We start from the raw sequence: 20,710 nt of genomic DNA, 5'->3' as shown, positions 1-20,710 counted from the left end.
CGCATCCTCATGGCGTCACCTCCCATCCGAACCGTGCCAGGCCGCGTTTGCCTTCCGGCGTGATCGTATAGATCCCGCGTTCCACCCGTTCGAACCAGCCATAGACGTCATCGCGCAGGATCGCGCCGGCATTGGGCGCATCGCAGGCTGCGCGTACTGCGGCTGCCTTCATCGGTCCGTTCTTCGCCAGCAGCGCCGCGCAACGTAACGCCGCCTGGCGATAGGCCGTCATGACGGGGACCCTGGTCGAAGACCCGCCGCGATTGGGGTCGCCGACACGGCGCGCATGTTCGCCCAGCAGGCGGCTCGCCTTGCGCTTGTTCTTGCGCGGCACATAGGGGAGCGGATCCACCACGACATCGACGCGCTCGGCCGCCACGATCATCAAGCCAAGCCCCAAGCGCCGGCACAGCTTCTTCACGGGGCGCATGTTCTTCGGCCAGGCGCCAACCGCCAGATAGACCGTGTCGGTGAGAGCCAACCGCTCCACGCCCTGCAAGACCAGCCCAAGGCCGAAGGTCTTCTTGAGTTCGACGATGACAGGCAACTCGGCACCGCGCACGCCCACGACGTCGCAGCCGCGGATTTCGCCCTTTACGCTGTACCCTTGGCCTTCGAGCAGCGCCTTCACCGGCGCATAGAGGTCGCTTTCCAACGACATGCGGCGGCACGATATCATGGTAAGAGGGAACAAATCCTGGGGAAGAGACATGACCGATTTGCTGGACCACGGTGCTGCCGCCATCGCTCGGGCGGTGCGCTCGGGCAAGGTGAAGGCCCGCCACATTGCCGAGATGGCAATTGCCCGGGTGGAAGCCCTCAACCCGGCCCTGACGGCTATCGTCGATTTCAATCCCGCCGAAGCACGCGCCTCGGCGGATGCCGTGGATGCGCGCCTCAAGCAGGGCTTCGATGGACCGATCCTCGGCGTGCCCTACACCGTGAAGGACACGACCTGGGTTGCCGGCCGGCGCGTGACCAACGGATCGCTGCTCTACAAGGATTTCATCCCGCCTCGCAATGCCGTGGCCGTGGAGCGCCTGAAGGAGGCCGGCGGCGTCTTCCTCGGCATGACCAACACGCCGGAAATGGCCGCCAAGGGCCACACGGAGAACAAGGTCTACGGCCCTACGCGCCATCCCCTCGATCACAACCTCACTCCGGGCGGCTCGTCGGGCGGTGCGGCCGCGGCCCTCGCCGCGGGCTTCAGTCCGATCGCCCTCGGCACCGACGGCGGCGGTTCCGGCCGCCGACCCGCCTCTCATTGCGGCGTGGTCGGTCTCAAGACCTCCGCCGGCGCCATCCCCAACCCGTTCGGCTTCGGCGGCGCCTATGGCCCCCTCTATGGCGTGACGGCGCCGATGGGCCGGACTGTCGCCGATGCCAAGGTCGCCTTCGAGGTCATGGCCGGTCCCGACCCACACGATCCGCATTCCGTGCCGACGCTCGATATTCCGCCGCCCGCCCAGCCGCGCATCGCCTTCAGCCCGCGTCTCGGCCTTGGCGTTGCGGTCGACCCGGATGTCATGTCGGCAGTCGAGGCGGCAGTCGAGAAGCTGCGCGCAGCCGGCTGGCGAATCGAACTCGCGGACATCGCCTGGCCCGAAGGGACCAACGAGGCAGCCTTTGGCGCGGTCAATGCCGCGGCCAGCGCCCTGCTCTATGGCGAACGCGAGCGTCAGGACAAGGCGCTGTTCGGCGACAACGTCACGGCCCTGATCGAGCGCGGTCGCACGCTCGCCGGCACCGAGGTGGTCGCGGCCTACCGCTTTGCCGACGCCTGCGCCCGCGCCGTTGCCGAGTTCTTCACGCGCTATGATTATCTGATCACACCGACCACAGCCTGCGTCTCCTGGCCGGTCGAACAGGTCTCCCCCAAGGTGATCGAGAACAGGGAGGTCGGGCCGCGCGGCCATGCCGTGTTCACGCCGCTTTTCAATCTGGCGCTGGTGCCTGGCATCTCCGTTCCCTGTGGCACCGGCCGCGCCGGTCTTCCGGTCGGCCTGCAGATCGTGGCGCCGCGCCTGCACGATCGCCCGCTTCTGGCCATGGCGCAACGCGCGGAAACGGCTCTGACGCAGTAGTGATCTCGCCGCGTCGACCGACTGTCACGACGCGGGCAACAAAGTCCGCGCCGGAAGGTGGATGTCGAGCCAGGCCTGGACCTGTCGCTCTGCCTCGTCAGGCCAATCTGAGCCGCGGGGCATGGCTTCGAGATGCAGGAAGCGGATCGTGTGGATGCCGAGCGTCCGCAATATCGCGTCGAGGTAGGGCGTAAGGAAGTCCGGCTGCCGGGCGCGCTCGCCGCTGATCGCGCCTCCCGTAGAGACGACGACATAGGTTGGACGATCGGCCAGCAACCCCACCTTGCCCGACGGCGTCGAACGGAAGGTCCGGTTCAGGCGGAGGACCTGGTCGATCCAGGCCTTCAGCACGGCCGGCACCGTGAAATTGTGCATCGGCGTGCTGATGATGAGTGTTCCGCTCTGCTCGAGTTCCTCGATCAGGCGCTCCGATTGCGCCAGCGCCTCTCGTTCGGCCGCGCTGAGCGCGGGCGGTGCGAGGTAGATCGCCTCGGTGAAGGCCTCGTCGAGGGGCATCAATGGCTCCGCGACGAGATCGCGCCGCAGGACATCGAGGCCTGGCCGAACGTCGGCCAGGCGCCCGATGATCTTCTCCGCCGCCATCCGGCTACGCGAAGTCCCAAAGCGCGGGCTCGCCTCGACCAACAGCACGGGCTTCATGTCAGCGCCTTGCCGAAATGCAGGGCCGTCGAGAGCATCCCCCACCGGAAGTAGAAGCGCTGGCCGAGGGCGTTGTTGAGCGCGGTATCGAGCGTCATCCAGGGATATCCCTCGGCCTTGGCGATTCGGGAAACCTCGTCGAGCAGGCGGGCGCCGAGACCGCCGCGCCTTTCGCTGTCGAGCACGACCAGGTCGTCGACATAGACGAACCGACCGCGGATCAGATTCTCCTGCATCCGGTAGCCGGCGGCGCCGACGGCGCGGCCGTCGCGCCACGCCGCCAGCAACCGATAGCCTTGCCGGCGCTGCCGTTGCACGCGCGCACAGAGCTCGGCGGGATCGGCAAGGTGCGGCCTGAGCTGGTGCAGGACCGGGAAGCAGGCCGCGATGTCCTCGTCGGTTTCGGCTTGCCGCAGCTGGAGAGCGCTCATGCCGCTTCGGCGCGCGCGATCGCCTGCTCCGAATACAGGCCGACGGCATAGCGATTCCAGAGATTGATCATGCCGATCAGGATGGTGAGATCGACGATCTCCTTGTCCGAGAAATGCTGGCGCAGGAAGCCGAAGTCCGGGTGCGCGTCGCCGCGCTGGGCCATCAGCGTCAAGGTCTCCGTCCACGCCAGGGCCGCCTTCTCCGCCGGCGTATAGAGAGACGATTCGCGCCAGGCATTGAGCAGGTAGAGCCGCTCCTCGGTCTCGCCGTGCTTGCGCGCATCCTTGCTATGCATGGCGAGGCAGTAGGCGCAGCCATTGATCTGGGAGGCGCGCATCTTGACCAGTTCGATCAGGCTGAACGGCAAGCCGCAATTGCGGACGTAGGTCTCGACGCTGCGCAGGGCGGCGTATCCTTCGGGCGCAGCCTGGGGGGCGGAAATGGGCTTGGTCTGCATGGCTCGCTCCTTTGTTGAACGGCCAAGACATGGCATCGCAATGGCCTATATGGATGGGCCAAGATCTGAGAAAATCACTGGGCCATGCCCGATGCCCGCAGATCCCTCGTCCGGCCCCTGTCCCGCTCCTCGCTTCCGTTGCAGGAGCAACTCTACCAGCGACTGCGCGATGCAATCACGGAGGGCCGTCTCGCCCCCGGCGAGCGCCTGCCCGCCGTGCGAACACTGGCAAGCGACCTTGGCGTCGCGCGCGGTACGGCCGAAAGCGCCTATGCCCGTCTCGCCGGAGAAGGCTATCTGGTGCCGCGCGGTCCAGCCGGCACGATCGTATCGCCCTCCCTGCGGCTGGAGATGCTGCGCCGGCCGACACCGCCGAAGGAGACGGCCCGGCCCGCCGAGAGTGATCTGCGCGAGCCGTTGCCGTTCCAACTCGGCCTGCCCGCGCTCGACCAGTTCCCCCGCACGCTTTGGGCGCGGCTGACCGCACGAGCCGGCCGGCGGCTTTCGGCTGCCCTGCTGGCCTATCAGGATGCGATGGGCCTTCCCGAACTGCGGCAGGCCATCGCCTCCTATCTGGCCGTTTCGCGCGGCGTCCGCTGCCAGCCGGGACAAGTCCTCATCACCGGCGGCTACCAGGCGGGTTTGGATCTGATCGTGCGCTTGCTGCTGACACCCGGCGATGAGGTGTGGTTCGAGGAGCCCGGCTATTTCCTGGCGCGACAGCAGTTGCAGGCCACGGGCATCGTGTTGCGTCCCATACCCGTCGACGAGGATGGACTCGATGTCGAGGCTGGACGCCGGCTGGCACCGGCGGCGAAGCTCGCCATCGTCACACCCGCACATCAGAGCCCGCTCGGCGTTGCCTTGTCCCTGCCGCGCCGGCAGGCGTTGCTTGGCTGGGCCGCCGAGACGGGCGCGTGGATCGTCGAGGACGATTACGACGGCGAGTTCCACTATGTCGGCCGCAAGCTGCCGGCGCTCAAGAGCCTCGATAGCGCCGATCGCGTCATCTATGCCGGCAGCTTCAGCAAAACGATCTTCCCGTCCCTTCGTCTTGGTTACCTGGTCCTGCCCATGGCGCTTCTTCAAGGGGCGGCGGCCGCGCGCCGCCGGACTCTCCATGGCGAACCCGTCCTCGGCCAAATGGTGACCGCGGACTTCCTCGCCGAAGGTCATTTCGGGCGACACCTCAAGCGCATGCGTACGCTCTATGCAGCCCGCCGGCAGGCTCTGGTCCGGGCGCTCGGCGACAGCTTCGGCGATCAACTGGAAATCGCGACGCGGCCCGGCGGCATGCAGCTTCTGGCGCGCTTTCCAACGTCCCAGGACGATCTGGTCCTGGCGCATCGAGCAGCGAGCCGGGGGTTCGCCGCGACAGCCCTGTCTTCGCAATACCTCGGACGCAAGCGGGAGCATGGTCTCCTGTTGGGCTTCACGAACATTCCGGAGCAACAGGCTCTCGCCATCGCCCATGCGTTGCGACAAGCGGTTTCGGATCTGCTTCCGCGCCCTTGAAAGCGAGGCCTCCCACGGTGAGACCGCAGCGGACTGGCAAGCATGACCACATGCGCGCCAGCTACTCCAACATCGCTCGGGAGGGTGGCAGGAATGGATTGGTCATAGCTGTACGGCTCCGACTGGGAGGTAAGGAAACGAACGAATCTGCGCGGCCTCCTGTCGGTCCCATGATAGATGCTTGGGCGACATGACAGATCGTCGGCACTTCCCCAGATGAAATCGCAGACGCTTTCCGCCGCCGCGGCGCGTCGCATCGCCCTGGCGGCCCAGGGCTTCACCGGCCCCCGCCCCTCGGGCGCCCTCAATGCCGGGACAGTGAAGCGCGCGGTCGATCGCCTGGGTCTGCTGCAGATCGATTCCGTGAATGTGCTGGCACGGGCACATTATCTGCCGCTCTTCTCCCGCCTGGGGCGTTACGACAGCGGGCTGCTCGACCGCCTGGCCTGGGGCCGTCGAAGCGAGCGCCGGCTGTTCGAGTTCTGGGCTCACGAGGCGTCACTGCTGCCGGTCGAGAACCAGCCGCTCTGGCGTTGGCGCATGCAGCGCGCCGCCTCGAACGCAGGCGACGGCAAGGGAAAGCTGCACACTTTCAAGAAAGAGAAAGCAGCCTTCATCGACGAGGTCCGACGCGAACTCGCGGATCGTGGCCCTCTTGCCGCTTCCGAGCTTTCCAATGGCGGCGAGCGGCGCGGGCCGTGGTGGGGCTGGAACGATGGCAAGCTCGCGCTCGAATGGCTGTTCTTCGCCGGCGAGGCGACGACGGCGACCCGCCGCGGGACGTTCGAGCGCGTCTACGATCTGACCGAGCGCGTCCTGCCGAGGTCCATTCTGGACCGGCCAACGCCGACGGCCGAGGAGGCCCAGCGCGAGCTGCTGCGGCTATCGGCGCGGGCCCTCGGAGTGGCCACCGAAGCCGATCTCCGCGACTATTTCCGGCTCGGTGTCACCGATACCAAGGCGCGGCTCATGGAACTGGTCGAAGCCGGCGAACTGACACCGGTCACGGTCGAAGGCTGGAGCAAGCCGGCCTATCTCGACCCCGCTGCGCGGCTGCCGCGCAGGATCGAGGCGCGCGCCCTGCTCGCCCCCTTCGATCCGCTGGTGTGGGAACGCGCCCGTACGCTCCGCATCTTCGATTTCCTCTATCGCATCGAGATCTACACGCCGGCCGACAAACGCAAGCATGGCTATTACGTGCTGCCTTTCCTGCTGGGCGACCGGTTGGTGGCGCGCGTGGATCTCAAGGCCGATCGACCCAACAGTCGACTGCTGGTGCATGCCGCGCATCTGGAATCGAATGCCGATGCACGGGAGATCGCAGGCCCCCTGCGCAAAGAACTGCGCCTGATGGCCGACTGGCTCGGACTCGACGATGTCCAGTTGCCTCGCGCCGGCGCTCTTGGCCGCGCCATGCGAACCTGATTGACGACCGGAATCGGCGTTTTGCAGGTCGCCCCGCTATAGTGCGGCAGCACCACCTGCAATCGGGTCCGGGCGCTCCGTTTTCTGGCCATTTATTTAATGGACGGAGGATCGGTTTCAGACGTCACCTATCGGGTATCACAAGGAATTGACCATGGGAGTTTACCGCTCATCCAAGACCACCGAAGGCAAGCGAGCGATGGCTGCCCGCGCCCTCTGGCGCGCCACCGGCATGACCGACGCAGACTTCGGCAAGCCGATCATCGCGGTGGTCAATTCCTTCGTCGAGTTCGTGCCTGGCCACGTGCATCTCAAGGATCTGGGGCAGATGGTGGCGCGCGAGATCGAACGCGCCGGCGGCGTCGCCAAGGAATTCAACACCATCGCCGTCGATGACGGCATCGCCATGGGCCATGACGGCATGCTGTATTCGCTGCCGTCGCGGGATCTGATCGCCGATTCGATCGAATACATGGTCAATGCCCATCGTGCCGACGCGATGGTCTGCATCTCCAATTGCGACAAGATCACGCCCGGCATGCTCATGGCGGCCATGCGCCTGAACCTGCCGACCGTGTTCGTCTCGGGCGGCCCGATGGAAGCCGGCAAGGTGAAGTGGAAGGGCCAGGAGATCCTGATCGACGTCGTCGATGCCATGGTCGTCGGATACAAACCCGACTCGACCGACGAGGACATCGCCAACTTCGAGCGTTCCGCCTGCCCGACCTGCGGCTCCTGTGCCGGCATGTTCACGGCGAATTCCATGAACTGCCTCACCGAAGCGCTGGGCCTGTCGCTGCCGGGCAACGGTACCGTGGTCGCCACCCATGCCGACCGGCGCGAGCTCTTCCTCGAGGCCGGCCGCCGCATCGTCGACATGGCCAAGCGCTACTACATCGAGAAGGACGAATCGGTGCTGCCGCGCTCGGTCGCCACGTTCAAGGCGTTCGAGAACGCCATGCGCCTCGACATTGCCATGGGCGGCTCGACCAACACGGTGCTGCATCTGCTGGCGGCCGCCTTCGAGGGCGAAGTGCCGTTCACGATGAAGGACATCGACCGGCTTTCGCGGGTCACGCCGCATCTGTCGAAGCTCTCGCCCTCCTCGCCCCTCTGGCACATCGAGGATGTGCACCGTGCCGGCGGCGTCATGGCCCTGCTTGGCATCCTCGACCGCAAAGGCATGATCCACCGGGACGCGCGGACCGTGCATGCGCCGACCATGGGCGACGCCCTGAAGCGCTGGGATATCGGCAACGGCGCTGACGAAGGCGTGAAGACCTTCTATCGCGCCGCTCCGGGCGGCGTGCGGAGCAAAGAGGCCTTTTCGCAGAACAAGCGCTATCCCGAACTCGATCTCGACCGTGCAAACGGCTGCATCCGCGATTTCGAGCACGCCTACAGCCAGGATGGCGGGCTGGCGGTGCTCTACGGCAACCTGGCACCGGATGGCTGCATCGTGAAGACGGCGGGCGTCGACCCGGCGTCGCTGACGTTCCAAGGCAGGGCTGTGGTGTTCGACAGCGAGAACGACGCGACCCGTGGCATTCGCGAGGGCAAGGTGAAGGAAGGCGACGTCGCGGTCATCCGCTACGAAGGCCCCAAGGGTGGCCCCGGCATGCAGGAGATGCTGGCCGCGACCGGAACCCTGAAAGCCGTCGGGCTGGCCAGCAAATGCGCGCTGATCACCGATGGCCGCTTTTCGGGTGCCACCTCCGGCCTATCCATCGGTCACATCTCGCCCGAGGCGGCGGCCGGCGGAACGATCGGGCTGATCGAGGATGGCGATCCGATCGAGATCGACATTCCCGGCCGCAGCATCAAGCTCGCCCTTCCCGAGGCCGAGATCGAGAAACGCCGGGCGGCGATGAAGGCCAAGGGCCGCGAGGCCTGGAAGCCGAAGCGCGATCGCAAGGTCTCTGTCGCACTGCGGGCCTATGCCGCGCTCGCCACAAGCGCCGCGACCGGCGCGGTACGCAATGTCGAGCAGGTCGGCGGGTAAGATCGAGCCAAGGCTCTCGCTACGCCGCGAGGGCCCACGCAATGACAAATGCAAAGCAGGAAAGATCGATGAACGACTTGGTGTTGAAAGGCGGGCGTGTGATCGACCCGTCACAAGGGCTCGACAAGGTGACGGATATCGCGTTCGCCGGCGGCAAGGTGTCGGCGATCGGAGATGGGCTCGCGGGCAAGGACGTGCGCGACGTTTCAGGCAAGGTCGTCTCGCCCGGCCTGATCGACCTGCATACCCATGTCTATTGGGGCGGTACCTCGCTTGGCGTCGAGGCGGAACTGCTGGCGCGCACCGGCGGGGTCACGACCTTCATCGATGCCGGCAGCGCCGGCCCTGGCAACTTCCACGGCTTCCGACGCCACGTCATCGAGCCGTCGCCGGTTCGGATCTTGCCCTATCTCAACGTCTCGTTCGCCGGCATCTTCGCGTTCTCGAAGGCCGTGATGGTGGGCGAAAGCGGCGACATGCGCCTGCTCGATCCGCGCGAGGCCGTGCGCGTGGCCCGCGAGCACAAGGATCTCGTGCTCGGCATCAAGGTCCGTGTCGGCAAATCCGCCAGCGGCGATTCCGGGATCGTGCCGCTCGATATCGCGCTCGACGTCGCGGAAGAGACCGGGCTGCCGCTGATGGCCCATCTCGATGCGCCGCCGCCGTCGCGCCACGAGGTGGTGAGCCGGCTGCGCAAGGGCGACATCCTCACTCACTGCTTCCGTCCCTTCCCCAACGCGCCGATCCGGCCCGACGGCCGAGTGCGCGAGGAGATCCTGGCCGCCCGAGCCCGCGGTGTGATCTTCGACATCGGCCATGGCGGCGGCTCGTTCGGCTTCGGGACGACACGAGGCATGCTGGCGGCCGGCTTCCTGCCCGACGTCATCTCTTCCGACGTCCATGCGATCTCGATCGAGGGCCCGGCCTTCGACTTGCTGACGACCATGTCGAAGTTCCTGTGCCTGGGCGTCGATCTGCCGACGGTGATCAAGCTGGCCACAGGCAATGCCGCGATGGCGATCCAGCGGCCGGACCTCGGCACGCTCAAGCCCGGCAGCGTCGGCGAGGCCACGGTCATCGACCTCAAGGTCGGCAGCTTCGACTATGCCGACTCGATTGGCGAGCGCATGATGGGAGACAAGCGGCTGTTGTCGGCCGGCGTGGTGCTGGCGGGCCGCTGGTGGCACCCATCGTGACCAAGGCACCCGAGAACCAACCAAGCTCCCCGGCCTGCCTCGCCCATGAGGCAGCCGATACGTATATGGGCTTCGCCAGCCGCGAGGAGATCGCGGCCTTCCTCAACGAGCTGCTCGAGGCCGAGCGCGCCGGCACCGGAGTCGCCCTCCGGAGCGCACAGGCTGCCCAAGGGACTCCCTTCGCGGACCTGCTCCATGACGTCCACCTCGACGAGGCGCGCTGGTGCGCCATGCTCCTGAAACACCTGAAGGCATTGGGCGCACCGGCGTCAGTGCGGGTCGGGCCCTTCCAGGAAAAGGCCCTGGCGATCGCGGACCTGCGCGAGCGCATCGCCTTCCTCAATCGCGGTCAAGGCTGGGTCGCGAGGAAGCTGCGGGAGATGCTGCCCAAGGTTCGCGACGACGGTCTGCACACCGACCTGCGGGCGATGCTGCAGGCGCACGAAGTCAATATCGCCCGCGCGCAGGCCACTTTGGACGGACCCAGCGATTCATCCCCTTGAAATATAGGGACTTTGGCGGGTTCAACTCCCGAACGAGGACGAGCCGGTGATGCTTTGCGAAACTTTCACAGAGTACCCGGCAACCTTTGTCGGGGACCTGGCGTTGGTTCTGCGCGGCCGGGTCTTTGGCGTCGCCCCTGCCCCCCGCTCAGCGATGCCACCCTCCCCGCCCGGTCGTTACCCGCCCGCCCTCGAGACACCTCGAGGGCGGGCAGCCTTATTCTGGGGCATGCCTTCAAGTGACAGTGAGATAGGTCACCGCAAACAAGCGGTCGGGATCGGTCCAGCTATGGGCAACCTTGAACCCGCCCTGCTGCGCCAGGGCGGCCAACCCGGCCTCGTCGTATTTGTATGAATACTCGGTGTGTATCCGCTCACCCTCCAGGAAAGGGAACGTCCTTCCCGCAACCGTCACCAGCTGGTCGCGCAGGCTCCGCAGATAGATTTCGATGCGTCCCTGCTCGGCATTGTAGAAGGCCTCGTGCGCGAACGCCTTCAGGTCGAAGCTTCCCTGCAGTTCGCGGTTCATGCGCCGCAGCAGGTTGAGGCTGAAGGCGGCGGTCACTCCCGCGGAATCGTTATAGGCCGCGTGCAGGCGAGCTGGATCCTTCTTGAGATCGGCGCCCAGCACCAGCGCGCCGTCCTTGCCCAACAGTTCCCTGGCCTTGCGAAAGAAGAGGACCGCCTCCTCCGGCCGCAGATTGCCGATGCTCGATCCCGGAAAAAAGCCGACACGGCGGGATGCCAGAGGTACATCGGGCAGGGCCTCGAGCGCCATGTAATCGGCGGAGATCGCCACGACCGCAAGGGATGGATAGTCCTTCTTCAGGCGGCCGACGGAACGGTCGAGATGTTCGCGCGAAATGTCGATTGGTGCATAGAAGGCGAGGTCCATGGCATCGAGCAACAGGCGCGACTTCACGCTCGATCCGCTGCCGAACTCGACCAGCCCGCAGTTCTTGCCGGCCAACGTCGCAATGTCATCTGCGTGGGCGCGCAGGATCTCAGTCTCGGTCCGCGTCAGGTAATATTCCGGCAAGTCGCAGATCTTGTCGAACAGGGCCGATCCACGGGCGTCGTAGAGGAACTTTGCCGGAATGGCGCGAGGTCGTCGTGACAGGCCGTTCAGGACAGCACGACGGAACTCCTCGCGATCGGCCGCCTGGGCTCGATCGCGCTCGAGGACGATGCCTTTCATCGAAGATCCTCTGCGAGCCGGATTCCACCGAACATCCAACGGGCGTCCGGCGGGAAGAAGTTGCGATAGGTCGTGCGGATATGGTCACGCGGCGTCACGGCGCAACCACCCCGCAACACCATCTGGTTGGCCATGAACTTCCCGTTGTATTCGCCGACCGCCCCCTCCGGCTCGCGATAGCCGGGATAGGCGACATAAGGGCTGGCGGTCCATTCCCAGACGTCCCCGATCATCTGCCGCAATCCGGGGCCGGCGACGGGTGCCGGATGCAGGACATGATCGTCCAGCAGATTGCCGGCGAGTTCGACGTCCGCAGCCGCCATCTCCCACTCGCCCTCGCGCGCCAGCCTCTTACCGGCCCATTTCGCATAGGCAGCCGCCTCGTAGGCGCTGACGTGGCACACCGGCTCGTGCGGCTGCATCGGCCTCAGGCCAGCGAGCGTAAAGACGGACCACGACGCGCCATCGCGTTCCCAGTAAAGCGGCGCTTCCCAATCGCGCTGCCTGACGCAATCCCACCCGGCCGAAAGCCACAACTCCGGCCGACGGTAGCCGCCGTCCTCGATGAAGGCCGCGTATTCGCCGCAGGTCACGAGACGTGTGGCGAGCGCGAAGGGCTCGATCCAGACGCGGTGCCGCGGTCCCTCGTTGTCGAAGGCAAAGCCGCTGCCATCGTGGCCGATTTCCGTCATGCCGCCCTCGAAGTCGATCCATCCGAGCGGCGCCGCCTCGGCTGCGGAAGCGGCCGGCGCCTTGGCGAGATAGGCAGGCTTCAAGGGGTTGAGCGAGAGCAGGTGCTTGATGTCCATGAGCAACAGCTCCTGATGCTGCTGCTCATGGTGGAGACCGAGCTCGACAAGCGACGCCCACGCGCTATCGGGTTGCTGGAGCAGTTCGAGCATCGCCGCCGTGACGTGTTGCCGGTAGGCAAGCACCTCCTCGACGCTGGGCCGGGTGATCAGTCCGCGCTGTGGTCGTGGGTGGCGCGGACCGACGGCCTCGTAGTACGAATTGAAAAGGTAGCTGAAGGCCGGGTGAAAGGGCCGGTAGCCGGCCTGGTGCGGCAGTAGCAGGAAGGTCTCGAAGAACCAGGTCGTATGCGCGAGATGCCATTTCGTCGGACTGGCATCCGGCATCGACTGCACGGTCTGATCCTCGGGCGAAAGCGGTGCTGCCAGCTGTTCGCTGAGAGCCCGGATGGTCTTGAAGCGAACCGCCCGCGAGATGTCGGACGCCTGAGGGATACGCGCTATCAGCTTCGACACGACACCTCCGCCGGTCTAACGCGCGTTGAGGATAGCCGGTTGCGACCACGCCGTCCCCTCTCCTTGTGGTACCTTGGCCTCACTCACCGAAGGGAAACACGTGCCGATTTGCGAAATCGATCCATGGCGCACGCAGTACTTCGACCGCGTGCCCTGCCCCGACCATGTGCTCATTCCGACCGAGGATAGCGATGCCTGGATATGGAACCCGCGCCATCGCTGGGTGTACGACAAGCTTGCGGTTGCCCAGAGTCAGGGACTGGCCGCCGCGCCACACGGAGTCACCCCTTCGGCCTATCCGGTCTTTTCCAAGCCGATCTACAACCTCAAGGGTATGGGCGTGGGAAGCCGCGCGCTGCATGGCGAAGCCGATTATCTTGCGGCCTATCAGCCGGGCCACTTCTGGTCGAGCTTGTTGAGCGGCGATCATGTCAGCAGCGACGTTGCTCTGGTCGACGGTGTGCCCCAGTGGTGGCGGCATGCCAGAGGGTATGCTGGCGATGGCGGTACATTCGACTATTGGGAGGTGCGCGCCGATGCCAATGCGGCGGTCGAAGACTGGGCGGCACCGTGGTGTCGGAAGCATCTCGCCGGTTATACCGGTATGGCCAATCTCGAGACCATCGGCGGCCGCATCATCGAGGTGCATCTACGCTTCGCGGACCAATGGCCCGATCTCTACGGTGGCGATGCGTGGGTCGAAGCCGTCGTGCGTCTCTACGAGATTGGCAAGTGGGTCTACACGGATATCGAACGTCGCAGCGGGTACAGCGTCGTCCTGTTCCTTCCCCATGGTCGCCGGTACCGGCATCCACCGCTACCGGTACAGCAGGAGATCGTCGCCTCGCCCTCCATCTCCAGCCTGCAGATCAGCTTCCACGAGGATTGGCCGATCGACCGTCATGCCATGCCGCCCGGGGGATTTCGGGCGGCAATCGTCAACTGCTGGGACCGCGCCGCGGGCGCGGCCGCTCGCGACCGGCTGAAGGCGTGGTTCCTTGCGTCGGACGATCAGAGCGGCCGGCGATAGGCCATCTCGCGCTGGACGCAGCGATCGTAGGACGGGGTGCCCTGGACCAACCCGTAGGACAGGCAGGCCGACTGGGAGTCCGCAATCAGGCTCGCCTGGGCATAGTCGGCTGCCATACGGCCACGACGCCGTGCAGCAGCCTCCCGCTCGACACAGATATTGTAGGCGGTGGTGCCCGGTGTGTAGCCGTAGACGGCGCACGAATCGTCGACCGGCTGAGCGGCCACCGTCCGCGTCTCCGAGTAGGAGCAAGCCGACGCCAGCGCGGCCACGGCGAGAACGGCAAGCACGCGAACAGACATGAAGACCTCCTTCATCCTTTGGCTATCGCTTCTGTCGTTGTCGACGGTCAGAGATTTCGACGTCTGAAGCCCATCACGAGGCTCACGACGAACAGGACCAGCGCAATGACGAACAGGATCTGCGCGATGCTCGCTGCCGTGCTGGCGATGCCGCCGAATCCGAAGACGGCCGCGACCAGCGCCACGAGCAGAAAGACCAGGGCCCAGTAGAGCATGGTTCGCTCCTTTGTACGGTCGGAAACAATGGACGCGGCCTGTTAACGGAGCTTTCACCGCCCGGTTCCTCGATCATGAAAGAACCGCACCAAACCGGCTCTGCAACCGGGCAACCGGCAGGACGACGAGGCGTTGGTTTTTGCTGAGTCCCCCTTGAACAAGCAACGGAGGCTCTCCGATGAAACGCGAGACGAGTCCGGTCGAGGCGCGCAGCGGCGCAGTTAGCGGCCGCATCTTCCTTGTCCTGGTCTCTTCATTCGTCGGCGCCGTCATCGCGCTCGGCTTGTGCTGGGCGTTTCTCCTTCCCCACTGATCATCGATTTTGTCGAATAGGCATCTGCTCATGAGTCCGCCCGCCCACAGACTGACCGATGCGGAGGGCGCGCTGCTGGACGAGATCGCCATTCTCTCCCGGCAGAGCGCCAGCGTTCCGATCAAGGATCTCGAGCTGCGACTCGAGGATCGCGGTTTCACCGAGATCCAGATGCGGCGCGCATTGATGTCGCTGTTGCGCCGTGGCCAGCTCGCGCTGGCAGGGGGAAAGTTCGTGGCCTGCAAGCCGAACGGCAACGCCGCCGGACAGGAGCACTCGCCCTCCGGCTAGCCGTCGGAATACTCGGGATGGCGACGCACGAAGTCGACGACGAAGCTGCAAGCGGGGACGATCTTGAACCCGTTCCGGCGGGCATCGTCCAAGGCCCCGCGAACGAGGCGCGAGCCGATTCCCTGGCCTTCGTCTTCCGGAGGGACCTCTGTATGGGTGAAGACGAGGCGATCGCCTTGCTGGCGGTAGACGGCGATCGCCATGCCGTGCTGCGTCTCCAATTCGTAACGGCTGAGGTCAACGTTGTGCTTCACTGGCATCCAGGATCTCCTTCGGAGCGAAGGATACGCCGCCGTTGTGGCGCTGCCTACGAAGCAAGCTAAGTCGGCGCCGTCACGGCACACGTCACCTGGTCGACGAAGACATCGAAGCGCGGGCCGCGCACCGGCACCCCAAGCCGTTCGCCCGGCCCCGCCGGCGGCACGATCACTTGGGTGTTCTGCACCGTCTGGCCGTGGTTCGTGAAATGGCAGCCAACGACCGCATCCACCGTGCTGGCGCTGTTGTTGGTGAGATAAAGGATCGACAGCCAGTACCGGCCCGGCAGGACCTGCAGCGATGGCACATCCAGCGTCAGCACGGGCACATTGGGGCCGGCCGTCATCGGCACTGTCCCCATCAGCGTGGCCCGGGGATGCTGGACTGTGGTTCCGCCGGGCACGACCGCCTGGGTGCGCGGGTCGAATGCCTTATCGGCATAGGACGAGGGAGCCGAAGCCTCTTCGTCGGTTATCTCCGGGGTCCACACCTTGCCAGTTCGGGTATCGCGAAGCTGCGGCGCCGCCTGGGCGAAAGCGAGACCGCTGCTTGCGGCCACCAGGACCGCTGCGGCGGCGACGCGGAAGGTCGACTTCATGCCCGCCTCCGCCGCCTACATGCTGTGGTATTTTTCTTCCCAACCGCTGACCTGAGCCTCAGCCTGCTCATGGCTGATGCCGTAACGCGTCTGGATCTTGCCGACGAGCTTCTCGCGTCGACCCTGGATCTCCATCAGATCGTCATCGGTCAGCTTGCCCCACTGCTCCTTTACGGCTCCCTTGGTCTGGGTCCACGAACCTTTGATCTTCTGCCACATCTCGTTGAAGTCCGGCTTCGAGACGGTGGTGGAATTCGTCGTGGTTGTGGTCGATTGGGCCTGCGCCGCAAGCGGCAGGACCGCGAGCGCGGCGGCGGCGACGAGGGCTATCGAGCGCATCCGAAACCTCCTAAGTTCAAGGCGCATCAGCATTAGTCGTGCTGCTAACGGGGGCGATGGGAAGAGGTTGCCCTGCTCCGCCTACAGCCAGAGCGACTTGACCAGGTAAGCAACCGGCACGGCGATCACGATCGCGGCGTAGACATCGAGCAGTTCGTCTTCCAGAAGGCCGCTGCTCTCGCGCTCACGATTACGGGGAACGGGGCCGGCCTCCCTCGAGAGGCGTCGACCGTCAGCGCCTGGCCTTGTGGGCATGCGTATCGTGAACATCCCGCTACCCCTCTTTGCGGTGTCCTACACACAACGCCGGCTCGGGTCAGCGGGTTGCCCAGTTTGAATTCCGTCAGCCGGAGGGGGTGATGTGGTCGAGATTCTCGAACGCCTGCTGGAGATCGATGGATGAATAAGGCTTGCTGATGAAGCGGATCCCCGGCGGCTGCGGTCCAGCCGAGGCGTAGCCGCTCGCAATGATCACAGGAAGGGACGGGAAACGCGCCTTTACCCTTTTCGCCAACTCCTCCCCGTTCATGCCCGGCAAACCCAGATCGGTCAGGAGCAGATCGAAGGCTCCGCCCCGATCGAGAACGTCCAGAGCTTCCTCGCCACTGCCGACCCCGGTGACGAAGCAGTCCAGCCGTTCCAGCATGTCCGTCGTCGACATGCGCAAGACCACTTCGTCTTCCACCAGAAGTACGCGACGCGGCCGTTCTCTTGGCGGCTCCGCCTCGCGACGAGATCTGTCGGCATTAGACGGGGTGGCGCCTTCAGCTGGCGACCCGGTCCGACTCGAGAGCACCGAGCGGACCTTGGTGGCGAGTTCCTCGCTCCGATAGGGCTTGGCGATCATCGGATAGTCCGGACCGTCCTTCTTCGGGATGAGGTCACGAGAAAAACCCGACGTCAGCAGCACGGCGATCTCAGGCTGAAGACGCCGTGCGAGCGCGGCAAGCTGGACGGCGGACATCGTGCCGGGCATGACGACATCGGTGAACAGCAGATCGTAGGACGAATCGCGTTCCAGCAGCGCCGCCGCCGCATCCGGACTTTCCGCTGCCGTGACCCGATACCCCCACCCGGACAGCATATCGACGACCGCGAGACGGACATCCGTGTTGTCCTCGACCACCAGTATCCGTGCTGTCCCTCCGGCCGGACTGGTCGCTTCGGACGCCGCATCGACCACAGGATCCAGAGTACGCGGCAGGTAGAGCTTCACGCTCGTGCCCTGGCCAATGGCGCTGTCGATGCGAATATGACCGTTCGACTGGCGCACGAAGCCATAGACCATGCTGAGTCCGAGGCCGGTCCCCTTTCCCTCCTGCTTGGTGGTGAAGAAGGGATCGAATGCTCGCGCCACGACCTCTGCCGGCATGCCCGTTCCCGTGTCGATCACATCGATCAGGACATACGAGCCCGGCGACACTTCCGAATGAAGCGAAGCGTAGCGGCGATCGAGCGTTGCGTTGGACACCTCGACCCGAACGGTGCCACCTTCGGGCATGGCATCGCGGGCGTTGATGGCGAGGTTGAGGATGGCGTTCTCGAGCTGGCCAGGATCGATCGTCGCGTTCCAGGCCTCCGCCGGCACCGCGACTTCGAGCGTTATGCGCTCTCCCAAGGCATGCCGGAGAAGGCCGGAGAGGTCGTGAACCAGCCGGCCGACATTCGTCGGCCTGGGAGCAAGCGGCTGACGCCGCGAAAAGGCCAGCAGCTGCTGGGTCAGGCGGGCGCCGCGTTCCGCTGCTGCGGAAGCGCTCTGCAGCCGCGACAGAGTCACCTCGTTGCCGACCATATCTTCCTTGATCAAGTCGAGGTTGGCCTGAACGATCTGCAGGATATTGTTGAAGTCGTGCGCCATGCCGCCTGTCAGCTGGCCGACCGCCTCCATCTTCTGCCCTTGTCGCAAGGCCGCCTCATCGCGCAGCTTGTCCGTGACGTCGACGCAGCGAATGACGGCACCCCCTTCCGCCATCCTCCCTCGGGACACTTCGTATTCCCGTCCGTCGCACGATGCCCGGGCCGTCGAAGCCTGGTCCGAGACCTCGGTCTCGAGCTTGAGGGGCGCGAGAAGGGAGCGCATGGCGGGAAACCGGCCACTGAGAAGATCATGCCGATTGAGTCTTGGCTCGCGCCTCGGATCCCATCCGGCCAGGCGAACGAACGCTTCGTTCCATGCAACGACCGATCCCCCGGCATCGAGTACGAATATGGGATCGCGCAGCGTCTCGAGCGTCGCCTGCAGCAACCGCGAGTGCGCCGACAGCTCGCGTTGGACCTGCTCCAGCCTCTCCCCGCTTCGCACGATGATGACCATGCCGGCCACCAGGCAGATGAAGGCTCCGCCCAGGACCAGAAGTCCGGCGAGATCGGCCTGATCCTGCTCGGAACGTACCATCGCCAGGCGCTTCGAAAGCTGGAGGCGCTGGCCCTCGACGAACGAGTCGGCCGTCTGGCGGATCCGCTCGCCGACCATCCGCCCGGACCCTTGCGGCAGGGTCGCCTCGCGACCGTAGAGCTGGTAGGCGACTATTCCCGCGTTCAGCTCATCGAGCTTCTCGTTCGCCGCCGATTTGAACGCCCCGATCTGGCGCAACGCCTCCTGATCGCTGTTGACCGTCGCCTCGATCTGCCGAAGCGCAGTCTCGACGCGCGGTCGCGCCTGCTCGTAAGGGCCGAGGTTCGCCACCTCTCCGGTCAGGAGATAAGCCCGCTGCCCGATCTCGGCGTCCTGCAGCACGATCAGCGCCGTTCGCATCAGGGCCATCGTCTCGTAGTTGCTGACGACGTAACGCTGCTGCTCCGCCGCCGATCTCGAATGACTGATCGTCAACAGCGCTCCCGCCGCAGCCAGGACAGCGATCGTCAGCCCCAGCACGATGCCGGTGGCGCGGGCGCCCCTCCTAGCCATCCGGGTTATCGTCGGCCGGCTTGGGGAAGGAGACCACGACGCGTGTGCCGCCGGCATCGCCGGCCGATATGCGGGCCTCCCCGCCAAGCTGCATCGCCAATCCGCGAATCAGCGTCAGACCGAAACTGCCGCGGCTGCCCGGACTGATCGAGCTATAGGCCGAATCGAGGCCATTATCCTCGATCATCAACTCCACCTCGTCGCCCTTCTCCACCGCCTCGATCCGAATCTCGGGCGACGCGACTGAACTGAAGTCGTGACTGAGTGCACTCCCCACGGCTTCGGTGACGATCAGTCCAACGGGAATCGCGATGTCGGGCCCGACCGCCATGATGGGCGCGCGGATATGGTAGCGCACGGACGGCCGTTCGAGCCCCGGCCGGGGAACGGAGATCTGCCGGACGAGGTCGCTGATGAATTGCTGGAAGTCGACCAGCGACCAGCTCGAGCGCTCGTACAGATGCCGATGGAGGATCGAAAGGGTCAATACGCGGTTCTGCGCATCTCCGAAGAAGCGGCGGATGCGCGGCGAGCGGATCTCTCCCGCCTGCAGGTTGAGCAGGCTGGATATCATCTGGAGATTGTTTTTCACGCGATGATGGATTTCGCGCAGCATGTGATCGCGCTGCTCCAGGCCGGCCTTGAGATCGCCTTCGCGATTAGCAATCGCCTCGGCCATCTTCTTCACGCCATCGCCGACCGCCATCAATTCCTTGGTCCAGGGTAGCAGCGGAGCAAAGCGCACGTCCTCGCCCCTGGCGACGCGTCCCGCGAAATCACCGATGTACCGCAGCGGCCGCACGCACCATCGGTCGGCTCCGAACCACGTGAGGACCAGCACGATGATCGCGGCCACGACGATCAGACCGAACCGCGCCAGTTCGGCCAGGGCCAGCGCCAGATCGTCAGACATGGGCATCGCGGCGACGGCGAAGAGTGTCTGCCCGGCAAGGGGAACGAGATGGAACTGATAGGACGAGCCGTCCTTGCCGTAATCGCGGAACCGGATCTGGCCGGCGGCGATAGCCGCCGCCAGTCGGGCGGCCACCGGAAGGGAGAAGATCATGTGCGCGTTGCCGCCGACGGGCGCGCCGGTCCGATCCACCAGGACCACGGGGATCGGCATGCCTCCGGGATTGGCCGTCGCCAGCTCCGAGAAAAGCTCGAGCGACACATCCAGCGAGCACATGCCCTTGAACTGGCCGTCGACGGTCAGCGGCGCGCCCATCGGAATCACCGTATGCGGCACGGTACGGCCCGCCGCGAAAGTTCCGATCGAAACGCCGGGCTTCTCGCGCACCAGTCGAAAGATCTCGCGGTCGGCAAAGCTCATGCCCACTTCCGGAGGCGAGGTGGAGCAACGGGCGGTCCCCGTCTCGTCGGTCACCATCATTGCCGTGTAGTCGCCGGGAAACTGCTGAAGAATGTCGGAGAGATATCCTTCGCAGGCATTCACGTCGGCCGTCGTCGCCGTCGATGCGATGGTCCGGCGCACGATGTCCGAGGTGCAGGCGGCTGCAACCAGGCGCCGCGACCCCTCGATCAACTCGCGATGTTGTGCGACGGCCTGCTCGAGCGAGGCCGATATCGCCTCCTCCCGCGCGGCTCGCGCGCCGGCGATGTCATCGTAGGTGCTCCAGCCAGCGAGCGCGACAACCGGCAGGAGCGCAGCGCCAACCGCCGCGACCAGCTTCGTGCGCAGCGACCATTCAGCCATG

At 65.4% G+C, this 20,710-nt stretch carries 23 protein-coding genes; 9 read left to right on the top strand and 14 right to left on the bottom strand.

What is annotated here, in order from left to right; genetic code table 11:
* Positions 1–7: 7 nt before the first annotated feature.
* Positions 8–661 (bottom strand): DUF2161 domain-containing phosphodiesterase, encoded by a 654-nt coding sequence (locus B5D62_RS29295; RefSeq protein ID WP_085937631.1) that lies wholly within the window; start codon positions 659–661, stop codon positions 8–10.
* Between the two features lie 49 nt (positions 662–710).
* Here B5D62_RS29295 and B5D62_RS29290 point away from each other — a divergent pair, with 49 nt between their 5' ends.
* Entirely contained in the window at positions 711–2,084 is a 1,374-nt protein-coding gene (locus tag B5D62_RS29290; RefSeq protein WP_085937630.1) for an amidase, read from the top strand.
* A 24-nt stretch (positions 2,085–2,108) separates the two neighbouring features.
* Here B5D62_RS29290 and B5D62_RS29285 read toward each other — a convergent pair whose 3' ends face one another.
* From B5D62_RS29285 to B5D62_RS29275, 3 genes are read right to left on the bottom strand one after another with little or no spacing between them, the layout of a single operon-like run.
* The gene (locus tag B5D62_RS29285) at positions 2,109–2,744 is read right to left on the bottom strand and encodes an FMN-dependent NADH-azoreductase (RefSeq protein WP_085937629.1); all 636 of its coding nucleotides are present in this window, start codon (positions 2,742–2,744) and stop codon (positions 2,109–2,111) included.
* Positions 2,741–3,175, bottom strand: coding sequence for a GNAT family N-acetyltransferase (locus B5D62_RS29280; protein WP_085937628.1), 435 nt, complete (start codon positions 3,173–3,175; stop codon positions 2,741–2,743). The genes B5D62_RS29285 and B5D62_RS29280 overlap by 4 nt, the downstream gene beginning before the upstream one ends.
* Positions 3,172–3,633 carry a carboxymuconolactone decarboxylase family protein gene (locus B5D62_RS29275; protein ID WP_085937627.1) on the bottom strand — a complete coding sequence of 154 codons (462 nt, stop codon included), beginning with the start codon at positions 3,631–3,633 and terminating at the stop codon, positions 3,172–3,174. Before B5D62_RS29275 ends, B5D62_RS29280 begins: the two co-directional genes overlap by 4 nt.
* 84 nt (positions 3,634–3,717) lie before the next feature.
* Between B5D62_RS29275 and pdxR the strand changes: the two genes are divergently transcribed.
* The 5 genes from pdxR to B5D62_RS29250 all read left to right on the top strand — a co-directional run bounded on the left by pdxR (position 3,718) and on the right by B5D62_RS29250 (position 10,274).
* Positions 3,718–5,148: a MocR-like pyridoxine biosynthesis transcription factor PdxR gene (gene pdxR, locus B5D62_RS29270; protein WP_085937626.1), complete on the top strand. Its 1,431-nt coding sequence runs from the start codon at positions 3,718–3,720 to the stop codon at positions 5,146–5,148.
* 216 nt (positions 5,149–5,364) lie between these two features.
* On the top strand, positions 5,365–6,573 hold the full coding sequence (locus tag B5D62_RS29265; protein ID WP_085937625.1) for a winged helix-turn-helix domain-containing protein: 1,209 nt from the start codon (positions 5,365–5,367) through the stop codon (positions 6,571–6,573).
* A gap of 154 nt (positions 6,574–6,727) precedes the next feature.
* Complete coding sequence (ilvD, locus tag B5D62_RS29260) at positions 6,728–8,575, top strand: dihydroxy-acid dehydratase (RefSeq protein ID WP_085937624.1); 1,848 nt, start codon at positions 6,728–6,730, stop codon at positions 8,573–8,575.
* 68 nt (positions 8,576–8,643) lie between these two features.
* Positions 8,644–9,771, top strand: a complete 1,128-nt coding sequence (locus tag B5D62_RS29255) for an amidohydrolase/deacetylase family metallohydrolase (protein ID WP_085937623.1) — start codon at positions 8,644–8,646, stop codon at positions 9,769–9,771.
* Positions 9,772–9,836: 65 nt separating this feature from the next.
* A complete protein-coding gene (locus tag B5D62_RS29250) occupies positions 9,837–10,274 on the top strand; it encodes a DUF6306 domain-containing protein (protein ID WP_085937622.1) in 438 nt (145 codons plus the stop codon).
* Positions 10,275–10,509: 235 nt separating this feature from the next.
* On the opposite strand, the gene egtD is transcribed toward B5D62_RS29250, so the two are convergent.
* Positions 10,510–11,472: an L-histidine N(alpha)-methyltransferase gene (egtD, locus tag B5D62_RS29245; protein ID WP_085937621.1), complete on the bottom strand. Its 963-nt coding sequence runs from the start codon at positions 11,470–11,472 to the stop codon at positions 10,510–10,512.
* Positions 11,469–12,737 (bottom strand): ergothioneine biosynthesis protein EgtB, encoded by a 1,269-nt coding sequence (gene egtB / locus B5D62_RS29240; RefSeq protein WP_231714984.1) that lies wholly within the window; start codon positions 12,735–12,737, stop codon positions 11,469–11,471. Before egtB ends, egtD begins: the two co-directional genes overlap by 4 nt.
* A 100-nt stretch (positions 12,738–12,837) precedes the next feature.
* On the opposite strand from egtB, the gene B5D62_RS29235 reads away from it, so the two are divergent.
* Positions 12,838–13,767, top strand: coding sequence for a hypothetical protein (locus tag B5D62_RS29235; RefSeq protein WP_085937620.1), 930 nt, complete (start codon positions 12,838–12,840; stop codon positions 13,765–13,767).
* Here B5D62_RS29235 and B5D62_RS29230 read toward each other — a convergent pair.
* On the bottom strand, positions 13,749–14,069 hold the full coding sequence (locus tag B5D62_RS29230) for a hypothetical protein (RefSeq protein ID WP_139374151.1): 321 nt from the start codon (positions 14,067–14,069) through the stop codon (positions 13,749–13,751). The two genes, B5D62_RS29235 and B5D62_RS29230, sit on opposite strands and share 19 nt — an antisense overlap.
* Positions 14,070–14,116: 47 nt before the next feature.
* On the bottom strand, positions 14,117–14,284 hold the full coding sequence (locus B5D62_RS29225; RefSeq protein ID WP_085937618.1) for a DUF1328 domain-containing protein: 168 nt from the start codon (positions 14,282–14,284) through the stop codon (positions 14,117–14,119).
* A 179-nt stretch (positions 14,285–14,463) separates the two neighbouring features.
* On the opposite strand from B5D62_RS29225, the gene B5D62_RS34235 reads away from it, so the two are divergent.
* Both B5D62_RS34235 and B5D62_RS29220 read left to right on the top strand, forming a co-directional pair.
* Positions 14,464–14,598: a hypothetical protein gene (locus B5D62_RS34235; RefSeq protein WP_269435139.1), complete on the top strand. Its 135-nt coding sequence runs from the start codon at positions 14,464–14,466 to the stop codon at positions 14,596–14,598.
* Between the two features lie 30 nt (positions 14,599–14,628).
* Positions 14,629–14,889 (top strand): hypothetical protein, encoded by a 261-nt coding sequence (locus B5D62_RS29220; RefSeq protein WP_085937617.1) that lies wholly within the window; start codon positions 14,629–14,631, stop codon positions 14,887–14,889.
* On the opposite strand, the gene B5D62_RS29215 is transcribed toward B5D62_RS29220, so the two are convergent.
* From B5D62_RS29215 to B5D62_RS29190, 6 genes are all read right to left on the bottom strand, one after another.
* A complete protein-coding gene (locus B5D62_RS29215) occupies positions 14,886–15,149 on the bottom strand; it encodes a GNAT family N-acetyltransferase (protein ID WP_085937616.1) in 264 nt (87 codons plus the stop codon). The two genes, B5D62_RS29220 and B5D62_RS29215, sit on opposite strands and share 4 nt — an antisense overlap.
* 59 nt (positions 15,150–15,208) lie before the next feature.
* Positions 15,209–15,745, bottom strand: coding sequence for a hypothetical protein (locus B5D62_RS29210; RefSeq protein WP_085937615.1), 537 nt, complete (start codon positions 15,743–15,745; stop codon positions 15,209–15,211).
* Between the two features lie 15 nt (positions 15,746–15,760).
* Positions 15,761–15,964 (bottom strand): CsbD family protein, encoded by a 204-nt coding sequence (locus B5D62_RS29205; RefSeq protein ID WP_085937665.1) that lies wholly within the window; start codon positions 15,962–15,964, stop codon positions 15,761–15,763.
* A gap of 201 nt (positions 15,965–16,165) precedes the next feature.
* Positions 16,166–16,339, bottom strand: coding sequence for a hypothetical protein (locus tag B5D62_RS33580; protein ID WP_170921205.1), 174 nt, complete (start codon positions 16,337–16,339; stop codon positions 16,166–16,168).
* Between the two features lie 88 nt (positions 16,340–16,427).
* Complete coding sequence (locus tag B5D62_RS29195; protein ID WP_170921204.1) at positions 16,428–18,992, bottom strand: response regulator; 2,565 nt, start codon at positions 18,990–18,992, stop codon at positions 16,428–16,430.
* Entirely contained in the window at positions 18,985–20,709 is a 1,725-nt protein-coding gene (locus B5D62_RS29190) for a sensor histidine kinase (protein WP_085937612.1), read from the bottom strand. Before B5D62_RS29190 ends, B5D62_RS29195 begins: the two co-directional genes overlap by 8 nt.
* Position 20,710 lies beyond the last annotated feature (1 nt).

Source organism: Enhydrobacter aerosaccus (assembly GCF_900167455.1).
GTDB classification, from domain to species: domain Bacteria; phylum Pseudomonadota; class Alphaproteobacteria; order Reyranellales; family Reyranellaceae; genus Reyranella; species Reyranella aerosaccus.
Note: the sequence above shows the minus strand (reverse complement) of the source record. Positions and strands in the feature narration are given on the sequence as shown.